The organism is Streptomyces sp. SID3343, from assembly GCF_009865215.1.
Taxonomy (GTDB): domain Bacteria; phylum Actinomycetota; class Actinomycetes; order Streptomycetales; family Streptomycetaceae; genus Embleya.
The window spans coordinates 42,960-55,232 of record NZ_WWJX01000815.1; the positions used below are offsets into that span (position 1 = coordinate 42,960).

The 12,273-nt window shown below is 70.8% G+C and carries 11 protein-coding genes and 1 pseudogene; 8 read left to right on the forward strand and 4 right to left on the reverse strand.

Annotated elements, in window-relative coordinates; genetic code table 11:
* Window positions 1-5: 5 nt before the first annotated feature.
* The 3 genes from GT354_RS25140 to GT354_RS25150 all read right to left on the reverse strand — a co-directional run bounded on the left by GT354_RS25140 (window position 6) and on the right by GT354_RS25150 (window position 2,435).
* Window positions 6-1,025, reverse strand: coding sequence for a hypothetical protein (locus GT354_RS25140; protein ID WP_161358640.1), 1,020 nt, complete (start codon window positions 1,023-1,025; stop codon window positions 6-8).
* The gene (locus tag GT354_RS25145; RefSeq protein WP_346012160.1) at window positions 1,022-1,651 is read right to left on the reverse strand and encodes a SigE family RNA polymerase sigma factor; all 630 of its coding nucleotides are present in this window, start codon (window positions 1,649-1,651) and stop codon (window positions 1,022-1,024) included. Before GT354_RS25145 ends, GT354_RS25140 begins: the two co-directional genes overlap by 4 nt.
* Window positions 1,652-1,775: 124 nt before the next feature.
* Window positions 1,776-2,435, reverse strand: a complete 660-nt coding sequence (locus GT354_RS25150; RefSeq protein ID WP_161358641.1) for a hypothetical protein — start codon at window positions 2,433-2,435, stop codon at window positions 1,776-1,778.
* A 453-nt stretch (window positions 2,436-2,888) separates the two neighbouring features.
* Here GT354_RS25150 and fbaA point away from each other — a divergent pair, with 453 nt between their 5' ends.
* The gene (gene fbaA, locus GT354_RS25155; RefSeq protein ID WP_161358642.1) at window positions 2,889-3,911 is read left to right on the forward strand and encodes a class II fructose-bisphosphate aldolase; all 1,023 of its coding nucleotides are present in this window, start codon (window positions 2,889-2,891) and stop codon (window positions 3,909-3,911) included.
* Between the two features lie 79 nt (window positions 3,912-3,990).
* Complete coding sequence (locus tag GT354_RS25160; protein WP_161358643.1) at window positions 3,991-4,407, forward strand: DUF3151 domain-containing protein; 417 nt, start codon at window positions 3,991-3,993, stop codon at window positions 4,405-4,407.
* A 56-nt stretch (window positions 4,408-4,463) separates the two neighbouring features.
* On the opposite strand, the gene GT354_RS25165 is transcribed toward GT354_RS25160, so the two are convergent.
* The gene (locus GT354_RS25165; RefSeq protein WP_161358644.1) at window positions 4,464-5,411 is read right to left on the reverse strand and encodes a diacylglycerol kinase family protein; all 948 of its coding nucleotides are present in this window, start codon (window positions 5,409-5,411) and stop codon (window positions 4,464-4,466) included.
* A gap of 124 nt (window positions 5,412-5,535) precedes the next feature.
* On the opposite strand from GT354_RS25165, the gene GT354_RS25170 reads away from it, so the two are divergent.
* The 6 genes and pseudogenes from GT354_RS25170 to GT354_RS25195 form a co-directional block, all read left to right on the forward strand.
* Window positions 5,536-6,828, forward strand: coding sequence for an adenylosuccinate synthase (locus GT354_RS25170; protein ID WP_161358645.1), 1,293 nt, complete (start codon window positions 5,536-5,538; stop codon window positions 6,826-6,828).
* Between the two features lie 153 nt (window positions 6,829-6,981).
* The gene (locus GT354_RS25175) at window positions 6,982-8,334 is read left to right on the forward strand and encodes an aspartate aminotransferase family protein (RefSeq protein WP_161358646.1); all 1,353 of its coding nucleotides are present in this window, start codon (window positions 6,982-6,984) and stop codon (window positions 8,332-8,334) included.
* Between the two features lie 349 nt (window positions 8,335-8,683).
* The gene (locus GT354_RS25180) at window positions 8,684-9,415 is read left to right on the forward strand and encodes a GntR family transcriptional regulator (protein WP_161358647.1); all 732 of its coding nucleotides are present in this window, start codon (window positions 8,684-8,686) and stop codon (window positions 9,413-9,415) included.
* An 83-nt stretch (window positions 9,416-9,498) separates the two neighbouring features.
* Window positions 9,499-10,101: a hypothetical protein gene (locus GT354_RS25185; RefSeq protein ID WP_161358648.1), complete on the forward strand. Its 603-nt coding sequence runs from the start codon at window positions 9,499-9,501 to the stop codon at window positions 10,099-10,101.
* A 98-nt stretch (window positions 10,102-10,199) separates the two neighbouring features.
* Window positions 10,200-11,468 (forward strand): phosphoribosylamine--glycine ligase, encoded by a 1,269-nt coding sequence (gene purD / locus GT354_RS25190; protein ID WP_161358649.1) that lies wholly within the window; start codon window positions 10,200-10,202, stop codon window positions 11,466-11,468.
* Between the two features lie 283 nt (window positions 11,469-11,751).
* A pseudogene (locus tag GT354_RS25195) lies at window positions 11,752-12,273 on the forward strand (hypothetical protein); the annotation flags it as partial.

Below are 12,273 nucleotides of genomic sequence, written 5' to 3' on the forward strand. Positions count from 1 at the left end.
AGAGGTCAGCCGCCCGTCCACTTCTTCGGCGCGTAGCCCGACAGGTCCAGCGTGGACACGATGCGGTCGATGCCGGCGTCGACCCGGGCGTTCGTGGAGGTGGCGAACACGGTGACCCCCTGGTCGGCGATCACCCAGACGCGCACCTTGAAATCCTGGCCCTGGGCGCAGGTGACCGCGACTTCCCGATAGACGGCGGAACGACCCCCGACGGTGCGGTTCTGCTTGCCTGTCGACGTCGAGGTGACCCCGTCGGCGGTCCGCGGGTTGTAGAAGGCACCGTCCTTGGCGCAGGTCAGCTGAGTGGCCCACATGGAGGGGTTCTCGTCGATCGCGGCGTAGGGCCACGCGTTCGGATCGTCGACGTCGTCGGCGCGCAGGCTCACGGTGTTCAGGTCGCATTCCCCCGCGCCCGTCGGCCCGAAGCACCGCTTGTAGGAGCGTTCGGACGTGGCCGGCGGCGCGGTCTGCTCCCGCCAGTCGGCCTCCGTCCTCACCTTGATCCCTCGTGCGTCGGTGATCCTGGTGGGCTGCGTGCTCGGGGGCGTGGTCGTCGGGGGCCGGGTCGTCGTCGGTGACGACGGACGGCGCGAACTCGGCGAGGTGGCCGGGGGCGACGTGCCCGGGGAGGTGGTCGCGGCGGTGGCGGGTGCGACGGGCGTCGTCTCCGGTGGGGCCTCGGTGGAGGCTTCCGCGCCGGCGACCGGCGGCACGGTCACGCTCTCGTCGGGTGGGACGCTCGCGTTCGGAGCCGGCGCCGAGGCGACCGCCGTGGGCAGTCGGGCCGGGGCGCTGTCGTCCGTGCTCGGGGTCGAGACCAGTGATACCGCTCCGTACGCGGCGGCGATCGTCGCCACGATCGCGAGTGGTATCCCGATCGTTCGTAGTCGGTTGCCGGACGCGGGTTCCGCGACCGGCGGAGCGGGGGCACGCAGCGCTCCGGTGGTGATCTGCTCGGCACGCGCCGACAGCGCGGCACGCAGCAGATCCTCCAAGGGCGTGTCCTGTGGGCCTCGTTCGGTCACGACTGCTCGTCCTTCATGATCTTCTCGAGGGCGTCGAGCGCGCGGCTGGCGGTCGACTTCACCGTGCCGCGCGAGAGTCCGAGGACGTCGGCTATCTGCGCTTCCGACATGTCGGACCAGTAACGCAGGACCAGGACTTCACGCTGCCGAGGGGCCAGCCGCCGAACCGCCGCGAGGACCTGCGCATGTTCTTCCGACAGGACCACGGCGTCCTCGGGAGAGGAGGCGTCGGGTTCGTGCGGGGTGATGTACGCACGAGCGGTGCGCCGGCGCCGCAGCACCGATCGGGACAGGTTGACCACGGACGTGCGCAGGTAGGCCAACGCGTTCTCGACGTCGTCCAGATCCTCGCCGAAGCGCTTGTACAGCGCGGTGAACGCGTCCTGGACGACCTCCTCCGCGGTGCCGAGGTCGTCGACCAGCAGGATCGAGAGTCGGACCATGCCCAGCCGCTGGGCGTGGTAGAGCTCGGTCAGCGTCGGACGGGCCGGCGGTTCGTCCTCCCCGCCTCCGCGAAGAGCGCGAAAGCGGGAGCGGCGCGGCGTGGCCGAATCCGTGGCCGCGCCCGTCGACGGGACGGGCGACAGCCGGTCGCCCCCGAATTCCGGCATGCTCAGCAGTGCCACGGCCCCGCCGCCCCCTTACGGTCGTGAAACACCCCGCCCACCGTGTTCCAACTGTTGAGACTCCCGAGCGTGGGAAAGGTTGCGTCTGCGACCGAAGAAGTTCCGACGCCAGATCAGTTCGGGCTCAGCGTGGTGACGGCTCGGCGCCCGACGAATCGGGGCCGGTCGACGGCGGCTTGGTGTCGTGGGGCTCGGTGCTGCCGTGGGGCTCGGTGGTCGTCGACGGGGCGGCGGACGTGGGTGCCGCCGTCCCGCTCGGCCGCGGCGTCGAGGTCGCCGAACCGCTCGGCTGTCCGGTCGGAGCCGCCGTGCCGCTCGAACGAGGGATCGGCGGCGGCGTGTTCGTGCTCGCGTTCGAGTGCCCGGACGTGAACGTGGGCGAGGTCGTCGAGCGGCGCAACGGCGCGCTCGTACCCGGCGGGGTGCTCGCCGGCTCCGGCGGCGACTCCGGCGTCGCTTCGGCGGGGGCTGCCGGGCCTCCCGGGGCCTGCGTTTCCCGGTTCGCGGAGGCACCCGCCGTCGGCGAGGCCCCCGGACGCTGCGGGGAGCCGTTGTACGAGTCGGGCGCCCCGGTCAGTGTCACCGCGGCGAGCGCCGCGGCGGCCGCGACGAACACGGCCAGTGGCGCCGTGATCGTGAGCCACCGGCTTCGGGACGATCCCACCCCGCCGACCGGTGGGCCGAGCGGCCGCAGATCGGGTGCGGTGATCGAGTCCGCACGGGCGCTCAGCGCCGCCCGCAGCAGTTCCTCCATCGGTTCGTGGCACTCATGGCGTTCGGTCACGACTCTTCGTCCTTCACGGTTCTTCGAGGGCGGCGAGGGCAGGACTCGGCGTGGACTCCACGGTTTCACGGGCGGGTCCGAGGGTCCGGGCAGACTGTCCCCCACCGGAACGGGCCGGTCGAATCAGGCAATCGCACCGCCTTCTCGCGTCCGTTGTCGTGGCCGCCCGAGTGAGTGCGACCTACTCTTAGGACGCGTGTCGGGAACGGAAGTTGCGCCGGGGGAACCGACGATTCGGCGAATGCGTCCGATAGTGGGTCCCGAATCAGGACGCCGAGCGGCCGTCACGGACCTGACGGGTCGTCAGGTCATCGGAACTCTCCGCCGAACGGGGTGGGCGGGATGCTGTGTCGACAGATCTCGTCTGCCAGGATGGGCGGGAAGCGGGGATACGGCCATCCGTGTCCGAAACCCTCATATCACCGCCTTGCTTGAGCAACGAGGAGCAGACGCATGCCCATCGCAACTCCCGAGGTCTACGCCGAGATGCTCGACCGGGCGAAGGCCGGTCGGTTCGCCTACCCGGCGATCAACGTGACCTCCTCCCAGACCCTGAACGCCGCGCTGCGCGGCTTCGCCGAGGCGGAGAGCGACGGCATCGTCCAGGTGTCCACGGGCGGCGCGGAGTTCCTGTCCGGCACCACCGTCAAGGACATGGTCGTCGGCTCGGTCGCGTTCGCCGAGTACGCGAAGGTGGTCGCCGAGAAGTACTCGGTGAACATCGCGCTGCACACCGACCACTGCCCCAAGGACAAGCTCGACGGGTTCATGCGCCCGCTGGTCGACATCTCCGCCGCGCGCGTGGCCAAGGGCCAGGACCCGCTGTTCCAGTCGCACATGTGGGACGGCTCGGCCGTACCGCTCGACGAGAACCTCACCATCGCCCGTGAGTTGATCGCCAAGTGCGCCGCCGCGCGGATCATCATGGAGCTGGAGATCGGCGTCGTCGGCGGCGAGGAGGACGGCGTCGACAACGAGATCAACGACAAGCTCTACACGACCCCCGAGGACGCGCTCGCCACCGTCGAGGCGATCGGTCTGGGCGACAAGGGCCGCTACATGCTCGCCGCGACCTTCGGCAACGTGCACGGCGTGTACAAGCCGGGCAACGTCAAGCTGCGCCCGAGCATCCTCAAGGACATCCAGGACGCGGTCGCCGCGAAGTACGGCACCGAGAAGCCGTTCGACCTGGTCTTCCACGGCGGTTCGGGCTCGCTGCTCGAAGAGATCCGCGAGGCGCTGGACTACGGCGTCGTCAAGATGAACGTCGACACCGACACCCAGTACGCGTTCACGCGCCCGGTCGCCGACCACATGCTCCGCAACTACGACGCGGTGCTCAAGGTCGACGGCGAGGTGGGCAACAAGAAGCTGTACGACCCGCGTTCGTACGGCAAGGCCGCCGAGACCGGCATGGCCGACCGGGTCGCGCTCGCGTGTCACAACCTGCGTTCCGCCGGCACCAGGCTCAAGTAGCCGCCGCGGCGACACCCGTTCGAGGAAGCCCCCGCCCGACGGCGGGGGCTTCCTCGCGTGATGGGCGATCATGGGTGTCATGACGATCGATCAGAACCTTTTCGGTGGACCCGACCCCACCTACCTGCCCGAGGAATCCGAGCCGCTGTCGCTGCTCGTCGACGGCGTCGACCCGGCCGAGGTCGCGGCGAAGTTCCCGACCTTCTCGCTCGCGTGGGCCGAGCTCGCCGACGCCGCGTTCGCCAAGGGCAACGTGATCGAGTCCTACGCGTACGCCCGCGTCGGCTACCACCGCGGTCTCGACGCGCTGCGCCGCTCCGGCTGGCGCGGCCACGGCCCCGTGCCGTGGGAGCACGAGCCCAACCGCGGCTTCCTGCGCTCGCTGCACGCGCTCGCCCGCGCGGCCGGCGCGATCGGCGAGGAGGAGGAGTACACGCGCTGCACGATCTTCCTGCGCGACAGCAGCCCCGCGGGCGCGGACGCGCTCGAAAACTGACCGAACCGGGGGCCGGCCCGCCGCCCGGCCGCCTCACGTGACCTACGAGACCCGACCTACGACACCTGCGCGGGCACGAACAGCCGCCAGCCGGTCGGCCGCACGGTCCACGTGCGCAGCCTTACCGGCCCGGTCGCCAAGCCGTCCGCCGCGTAGGTGAAGTCGCGACCACACACCGTGATCTCGTGCGCGCGCAACTCGACCAACGGCTCGCGGATCGGCGCGCCCTGCGCCGGTCCGCCGAGACCGAACCGGTTCGCCCCGGGATGGCCGGTGATCATCACGCTGGCCGTCCCGGCGCCGTGACCGTTGCCGTTCGCGCTCCCGTTCAACGTGACTTCCGTCATCTTCACGCGCGGTGCGGCCGATCCGTCACACCCCAGATGCACGGACAACACGGGGCGATCCATGTCGGCTACGACACACCCGTCGGCCTCGATCCGCAGGCGGTGTCCCGAGGGTCCGACCGCGGCCCCGACGGTGGTCGACACCGTCCGCATCGCGTGGTCGACCAGGCCGCGCCAGCCCCATCCGGAAGCCGGTTTCGCGGGCGCCGAGCGCCGCATTCCGACCCCGTGACCGATCCGGACCGAACGCAGGGCGAGGCCGCCCAGATCGTCCGACATCAGGTCGAAGGAACGTTCGTTCTCCCCGAGTGCTACGCGCGCGGCCTTGTCCGGCTCCGCCGGAAGCCCCAGGGCATCGGCCAAACCGTGCCCGCCTCCGGCATCCACCGGCACGATTCCCAGGGGTGTGTCCCCGAGTTCCCCACGGCGGTCCAACATACGTGCCACGGCGTGCACTCCCGCGTCCGTGCCGATCACCACGACACGCCGACGACCCCGACGCGCGAGAGCGCGTTCGAGGTCGGCCTTGTCCGTGGGAATGACGATCTTGCTGGGGGCGCAGGCCCGCAGAACATCGAGCGCGACCCGGACGGATTCGCCGTCCGCGGAGCGAGCCGCAGGGTCCGTGATCACGAGCAGCGAGCGCTCGGCCGACACCGGTCGTCCTTCCTCAGGTAACCTCTCCCCGCAAGAGCCCCTTGCCGCGAACCGCGTCAAGGGGCTTGGACCGTCCGGGGCTCCCGTTGTCAAACATGCCCCGCCTGGAAGGGGTGTACGCCTCATGCCCGCACTCGTACTCGTCGGCGCCCAATGGGGAGACGAGGGCAAGGGAAAGGCTACCGACCTGCTCGGCGGATCGGTCGACTACGTCGTCCGATACCAGGGCGGCAACAATGCCGGCCATACCGTTGTCATCGGTGATCAGAAGTATGCCCTTCACCTTTTGCCCTCCGGCATCCTCACTCCCGAGTGCACGCCGGTCATCGGCAACGGCGTCGTCGTCGATCCGGGGGTGCTGCTCCACGAGATCGGCACGCTGGTCGAACGCGGTATCGACACGTCGAAGCTGCTCATCTCCGGCAACGCGCACCTGATCACGCCGTACCACCGGACCCTGGACAAGGTGACGGAACGGTTCCTCGGCAAGCGCAAGATCGGCACCACCGGGCGCGGCATCGGCCCGGCCTACGCCGACAAGATCAACCGCGTCGGAATTCGCGTCCAGGACCTCTTCGACCCGGGGATCCTGACCCAAAAGGTCGAGAGCGCGCTCTCGGACAAGAACCAGATGCTGGTCAAGATGTACAACCGCCGCGAACTCGCGGTCGAGGCGATCGTCGAGGAGTACCTCGGCTACGCCGAGAAGCTCAAGCCGTACGTGACCGACACCACGCTGGTGCTCAACCAGGCGCTGGACCGGGGCGAGGTGATCCTGCTCGAAGGCGGCCAGGGCACGCTGCTCGACGTCGATCACGGCACGTATCCGTTCGTGACGTCGTCCAACCCGACGGCGGGCGGCGCGTGCGCCGGCTCGGGCATCGGGCCGACCAAGATCACCGGTGTGATCGGGATCCTCAAGGCGTACACCACCCGCGTGGGCGCCGGACCGTTCCCGACCGAGCTGTTCGACGAGGACGGCGAGGCGTTGCGCCGGATCGGCCACGAGCGCGGTGTGACCACCGGTCGTGACCGGCGCTGCGGTTGGTTCGACGCGGTCGTCGCCCGCTACGCGACCCGGGTCAACGGCCTCACGGACTTCTTCCTCACGAAGCTGGACGTGCTCACGGGCTGGGAACGGATCCCGGTCTGCGTCGCGTACGACATCGACGGCGTCCGTCACGACGAACTGCCGATGTCGCAGACCGACTTCCACCACGCGAAGCCGATCTACGAGACCCTCCCCGGCTGGACCGAGGACATCACCGGCGCCAAGACCTTCGACGACCTCCCGCGCAACGCGCAGCTGTACGTCAAGGCCCTGGAAGAGATGTCCGGCGCCCCGATCTCGGCGATCGGCGTGGGCCCCGGCCGCACGCAGACGATCGAGATCAACAGCCTCCTCCGGGGCAAGTAGCGCGAACGATCTTGGAGTCGGGGGCACTCGAACATCCCGCCGTCGCCTTCGACTCCAAGATCGATTCCCGAGCTGACACAGTGTCGGCCCACCGGCCCCACGCGTGACAACGTGCCGGTTCGGGGGGCGTTTGTCCGGGCTTAGGGTGGCCGCATGAGCACTCTGGACCCGGCGGCCGGGAAGGCCGTCTACGACGCCGACCGCGCCCATGTCTTCCACTCCTGGTCCGCACAGGGGCTCATCAGCCCGCTGGCCGTCGCGGGAGCCGAAGGTTCCTATTTCTGGGACTACGACGGCAACAGGTACCTGGACTTCGCGTCGCAGCTGGTCAACACCAACATCGGGCACCAGCACCCCAAGGTCGTCGCGGCGATCAAGGAGCAGGCCGACAAGCTGTGCATGATCCAGCCGGCCTTCGCCAACGACGCCCGCAGCGAGGCCGCGCGCCTGATCACCGAGCTCGCCCCCGGTGACCTCAACCGCGTGTTCTTCACCAACGGCGGCGCCGAGGCGGTCGAGAACGCGGTCCGCATGGCGCGGCTGCACACCGGCCGGCACAAGATCATGTCGACCTACCGCTCGTACCACGGCGCCACCGCCAACGCGATCGCCCTCACCGGCGACCCGCGCCGCTGGCCGAACGAGACCGGCGTGTCCGGCATCGTGCACTTCTGGGGCCCCTACGCCTACCGCTCGGCGTTCCACGCCGACAGCGAGGCGCAGGAGTGCGAGCGCGCGCTCCAGCACCTGGAGAACACGATCGTGTTCGAGGGCGCCCAGACGATCGCCGCGATCGTCCTGGAGAGCGTGGTCGGCACCGCCGGCATCCTGGTGCCGCCGGCCGGCTACCTCGCCGGGGTCCGGGCGCTGTGTGACAAGTACGGGATCCTGTACATCGCCGACGAGGTCATGTCGGGCTTCGGCCGCACCGGCGAGTGGTTCGCGGTGGACAACTGGAACGCCACGCCCGACCTGATCACCTTCGCCAAGGGCGTCAACTCCGGCTACGTCCCGCTCGGCGGCGTGATCGTCTCGGACCGCGTCTACGAGACCTTCCGCGAGCGCCCCTACCCCGGCGGCCTGACCTACTCGGGTCACCCGCTCGCGTGCGCCGCCGCCGTCGCCACGATCAACGCGATGCGCGACGAGAAGATCGTCGAGAACGCCAAGTCGCTCGGCGAGAACGTGATCGGCCCCGAGCTGCGCGCGATGGCCGAGCGGCACCCCTCGATCGGAGAGGTGCGCGGCCTGGGTGTCTTCTGGGCGATCGAGCTCGTGAAGAACAAGGCGACCCGCGAGCCGCTGGTCGCCTACAACGCCGCCGGTGCCGCCGCGCGGCCGATGAACGAGTTCACCGCCGCGTGCAAGGCGAAGGGCCTGTGGCCGTTCGTCAACATGAACCGCACCCACGTGGTTCCGCCGTGCACCAGCTCGGAGGGCGAGGTCAAGGAGGGCCTGGCCATCCTCGACGAGGCGCTGACCGTCGCGGACTCGTTCTGCGAGTGACGTCCCGCCGGTGACCTTCGGCCGGTGACCTTGAGCCTGTCATCTCCGGCCCGTCGCCTTTGGCCCGTGCCCTTCGGCCGGTGACCGTGGCCAGAGGTCTCGTCGAACGCCGCCGCCCCAAGCCGTCGCAGCCGCCGTACCCGCACCCCGACCGGTGCGGGTACGGCTTTTTCGCGCTCCCGGACGCGAATCGGCCCTTGCGCGCGGGGAGTCCGACGTCGCGAGCGACATCGGATGGCCAAGCATTGCTCCCCAAATCGGATATCCGTTCATATGATCGACTCGATCGACTTGATCGGACGGGTGCCCGTCGGCGCGACGGTGCCGACGGCCGGCGAGATGAGACCGCGTGCAGACGGCAACAGACAGTGTTTTAGACACCGGTCTGCGCTTCGGCCCCGCCGGTTCGACGGGTGACCCGCGGGAGAGCGGCCCCCTTCGGCGGACCAGCCTGCGCCAGGAGATCGCCGACGTACTCAGCGACGACCTCGTGACCGGACGACTTCCCGCCGGCACCTCGCTCACCGTCAACGAGACCGCGCAGCGCTTCGGGGTCTCCGCGACCCCCGTGCGCGAGGCGCTGATCCAACTCGCCGCGCACGGACTGCTCCAAGGCGGCCACCACCGCGGCTTCCAGGTGTGCCGCTTCACGTGGACCGACTTCGCCGAGATCGTCGAGTCCCGCCGACTGCTGGGAGTTCCGCTGATCGGACGGGTCGCGCGCACCGCGCCCGACGAGGCGATGGCGAGCCTGCGCACGCTCGGCGACCGGCTCGACGCCGCGCGCTGGAACGGCGACGTGTCCGACGTGGCGCTGCTCGACCGTCGCTACTTCGGCGAACTCGGCCGCTGGAGCGGCAACGGCCGGCTCGCCGACGTGCTCGCGGTACTGCGCGTACAGAGCTGGATGTTCATCGTCCCGCACCTGCGCGACGCGCCGCCGACCACGTCGGGGTGGGGCCGCTACCGCGAACTCGCCGACCGGGTCGCGCGCCGCGACGCCGAGGGCTCGATGGCGCTCATGCGCGACTACACGGCGGCCGGCCGCCGGATCGCGCAGCAGTTCGCGGGCGCGGGCTGACGGACGACCGACCTGCGGGCGGTACGGTATCGCGCGTACCGCCGCGCGGACCGCGCGCGCCCAACCCGATCGGGAGTCGAACCGTGGATTGTGACGTCTGGCTCGTTCCGCTCGTGGACGCGCTGTGTCACAACCCGGAGAACCCGTTCCGCGACGAACTCGCCGCCTACGACGCCACGCTCGCCGGCAACGGCCTGCCCACCGTGCCGGTACGGGCCTGGCAACCGGGTACCGCCGAGGTCCGGCTCGCCGGGGCGTTCGATCACGAGTCGCTGCACTACCTGCGCCGGGCCTACCTGTTGCACCGCACCGGCTTCCCGGTGACGCCGGTGGAACGGCTCGGCGACGACTACGACCGACTCCTCGAAACGTTCGAGGCCGCGGCCGAACACTCGCACCTGGTCTGGCATTACGACCACGCCGGCGCCTACCTGCCGATCGACTTCCCGCAGCCGCTCGTGGACGAACCGCTGCCCGAGGACGGCGGCCCGCTCGGGTCGAGCCTGGGCATGCTGCGCGAACTCGAGGACCTCGCGCCGTACATCGGCGTGGACCTGCTCGATCCACCCAGACCCACGCCCACGTACGACGCCGCGCCCTTCGCGCGAGAACGCTTCGTGTGGGCGACCCTGTACGCCGCGGCGCAGGAGAGTGTGACCCTCGGCGCGATGGTCGTGTTCGCGTGAGCCGCCCGGCGGGTGAGCCGGGGGCGTGGCCCGGCGTGCCCGCGCATTCCGTTTCGCCCGTGTTCGGCGCGCCCGACGCTCACCACTAGGCTGCCCGTGTGAAGGTCCTCGTGATTGGCAGCGGTGCCCGTGAGCACGCGCTGTGCCGCTCGCTCTCCCTCGACTCCGCGGTCTCCGCCGTCTACTGCGCTCCCGGCAACGCCGGCATCGCGCAGGTGGCCGAGCTCCGCCCGGTCGACGCCCTCAACGCGGGGGCCGTCGCCGACCTCGCGCAACAGCTCGACGCCGACCTCGTCGTCGTCGGTCCGGAGGGGCCGCTGGTCGCCGGCGTCGCGGACGCCGTGCGCGCGCGGGGCATCGACTGCTTCGGTCCGTCCGGCACCGCCGCACGGCTGGAGGGCTCCAAGGCGTTCGCCAAGGAGGTCATGGCGGCCGCGGCCGTGCCCACCGCGCGCTCCTACCTGTGCACGACCCCCGAGGGGGCCGACCACGCGCTCGACGCGTTCGGGCCGCCCTACGTGGTCAAGGACGACGGCCTCGCGGCCGGCAAGGGCGTCGTGGTGACCGACGACCTCGACGCCGCGCGCGAGCACGCCGCGTCGTGCGGCCGGGTGGTCATCGAGGAGTTTCTCGACGGCCCCGAGGTCTCGCTGTTCGTCCTGTGCGACGGCGAGAGCGTGCTGGCGCTCCAGCCGGCGCAGGACTTCAAGCGGGTCGGCGACGACGACGCGGGCCCCAACACCGGCGGCATGGGCGCCTACACCCCGCTGCCGTGGGCGCCCGAGGGCCTGACCGAGGAACTGCTGCGCACCGTCGCCCAGCCGACCGTGGACGAGATGCGGCGGCGCGGTACCCCGTTCTCGGGCGTGCTCTACATCGGGCTCGCGCTCACCTCGCGCGGCCCGCGTGTGATCGAGTTCAACTGCCGCTTCGGCGACCCCGAGACGCAGGTCGTGCTCGCGAGCCTGGCCACCCCGCTCGCCGGCGTGCTGCACGCGTCCGCGACCGGTCGGCTCGCCGAGCTCGAACCGCTGCGTTGGCGGGAGGGCGCCGCCGTCACGGTGGTCGTCGCCGCCGAGAACTACCCGGGCACCCCGCGTACCGGCGACCCGATCGAGGGCTTGGCCGAGGCCGCGAAGGTGCCGGGCACCTACGTCCTGCACGGCGGCACCCGGCGTGGCGAGGACGACCACGTGCTGTCCTCGGGCGGCCGAGTGCTCTCGGTGACCGCGACGGGCGACACCCTGGAGCACGCCCGCGAGCGCGCGTACGAGGCGGTGGGGCTGATCACCCTGCCCGGCTCGCACCACCGCACGGACATCGCGGCGAAGGCGATCAAGGGCGAGATCACCGTCACGACCGGCTGAACCCTCGTCGGTCGGTCCGTCCGAAGCCTCCGTCCGAACCGTCCGTATCCGGCCTGGTGGACAAGGCGTGAACCACGTCGTCGTCGGCTCAAACCCACACAGCCGTCCGGCCCCGGATCTCACTCGCAGGGATGGTGTTCGGCCCGAAGGGGCTGAACACCCGAACTCGTCGCATTATCGTGCGAGCACCGCGGGTCGTGTTCGACGACCCGGACGAGCGATCCCCGGATCCAGGATCGGATGGGGGCGAGTGCACGTGGGCGAGCCGGCGGAACCACTGGCGATGGCCGAAGCGCGCGCCCGGGCGCGCGCTGTCCTGTGGGTGCGCAACGGCGCCCTGCTGGGCGCCCTCACGGCCGTGGGACTGCTGTTGTACGGGGCGGGCCGCACCTTCGGCGAGGGCGCCGCAGGCACGCTGCTCGCCGCTCTCGCGGGGGCCATCACCGTCGTCCTGGCGTGGGTCGTGCTCGACCTGGCCCTCGTGCGCAGGATCGGGGTGCCCTCGATCTCGCTGGCCCCGGCGCAGGCTCCCGAGCTGCACGAGATCGTGCGGGGGCTCGCGACCGAGCTGGACGTGCCGCTGCCCGACGGAATCCGGCTGTGCCCCGAGTGCGACAGCTGGCTGGAACCCGACGCCCGACGCTCGCGCGGCACGGTGCTCGTGGTCGGCGCCCCGTTCCTGTGGTGGCTGCGGGTGGGCGAGCTGCGCGCGCTGCTCGCGCCCGTGGTGGCCGGTACGGCGGCGTCCGCCGACCCGGCCGTCGCGGCGGCCCGCCGGTGGGTGCGGCGGCTGGACGCGGTCGGC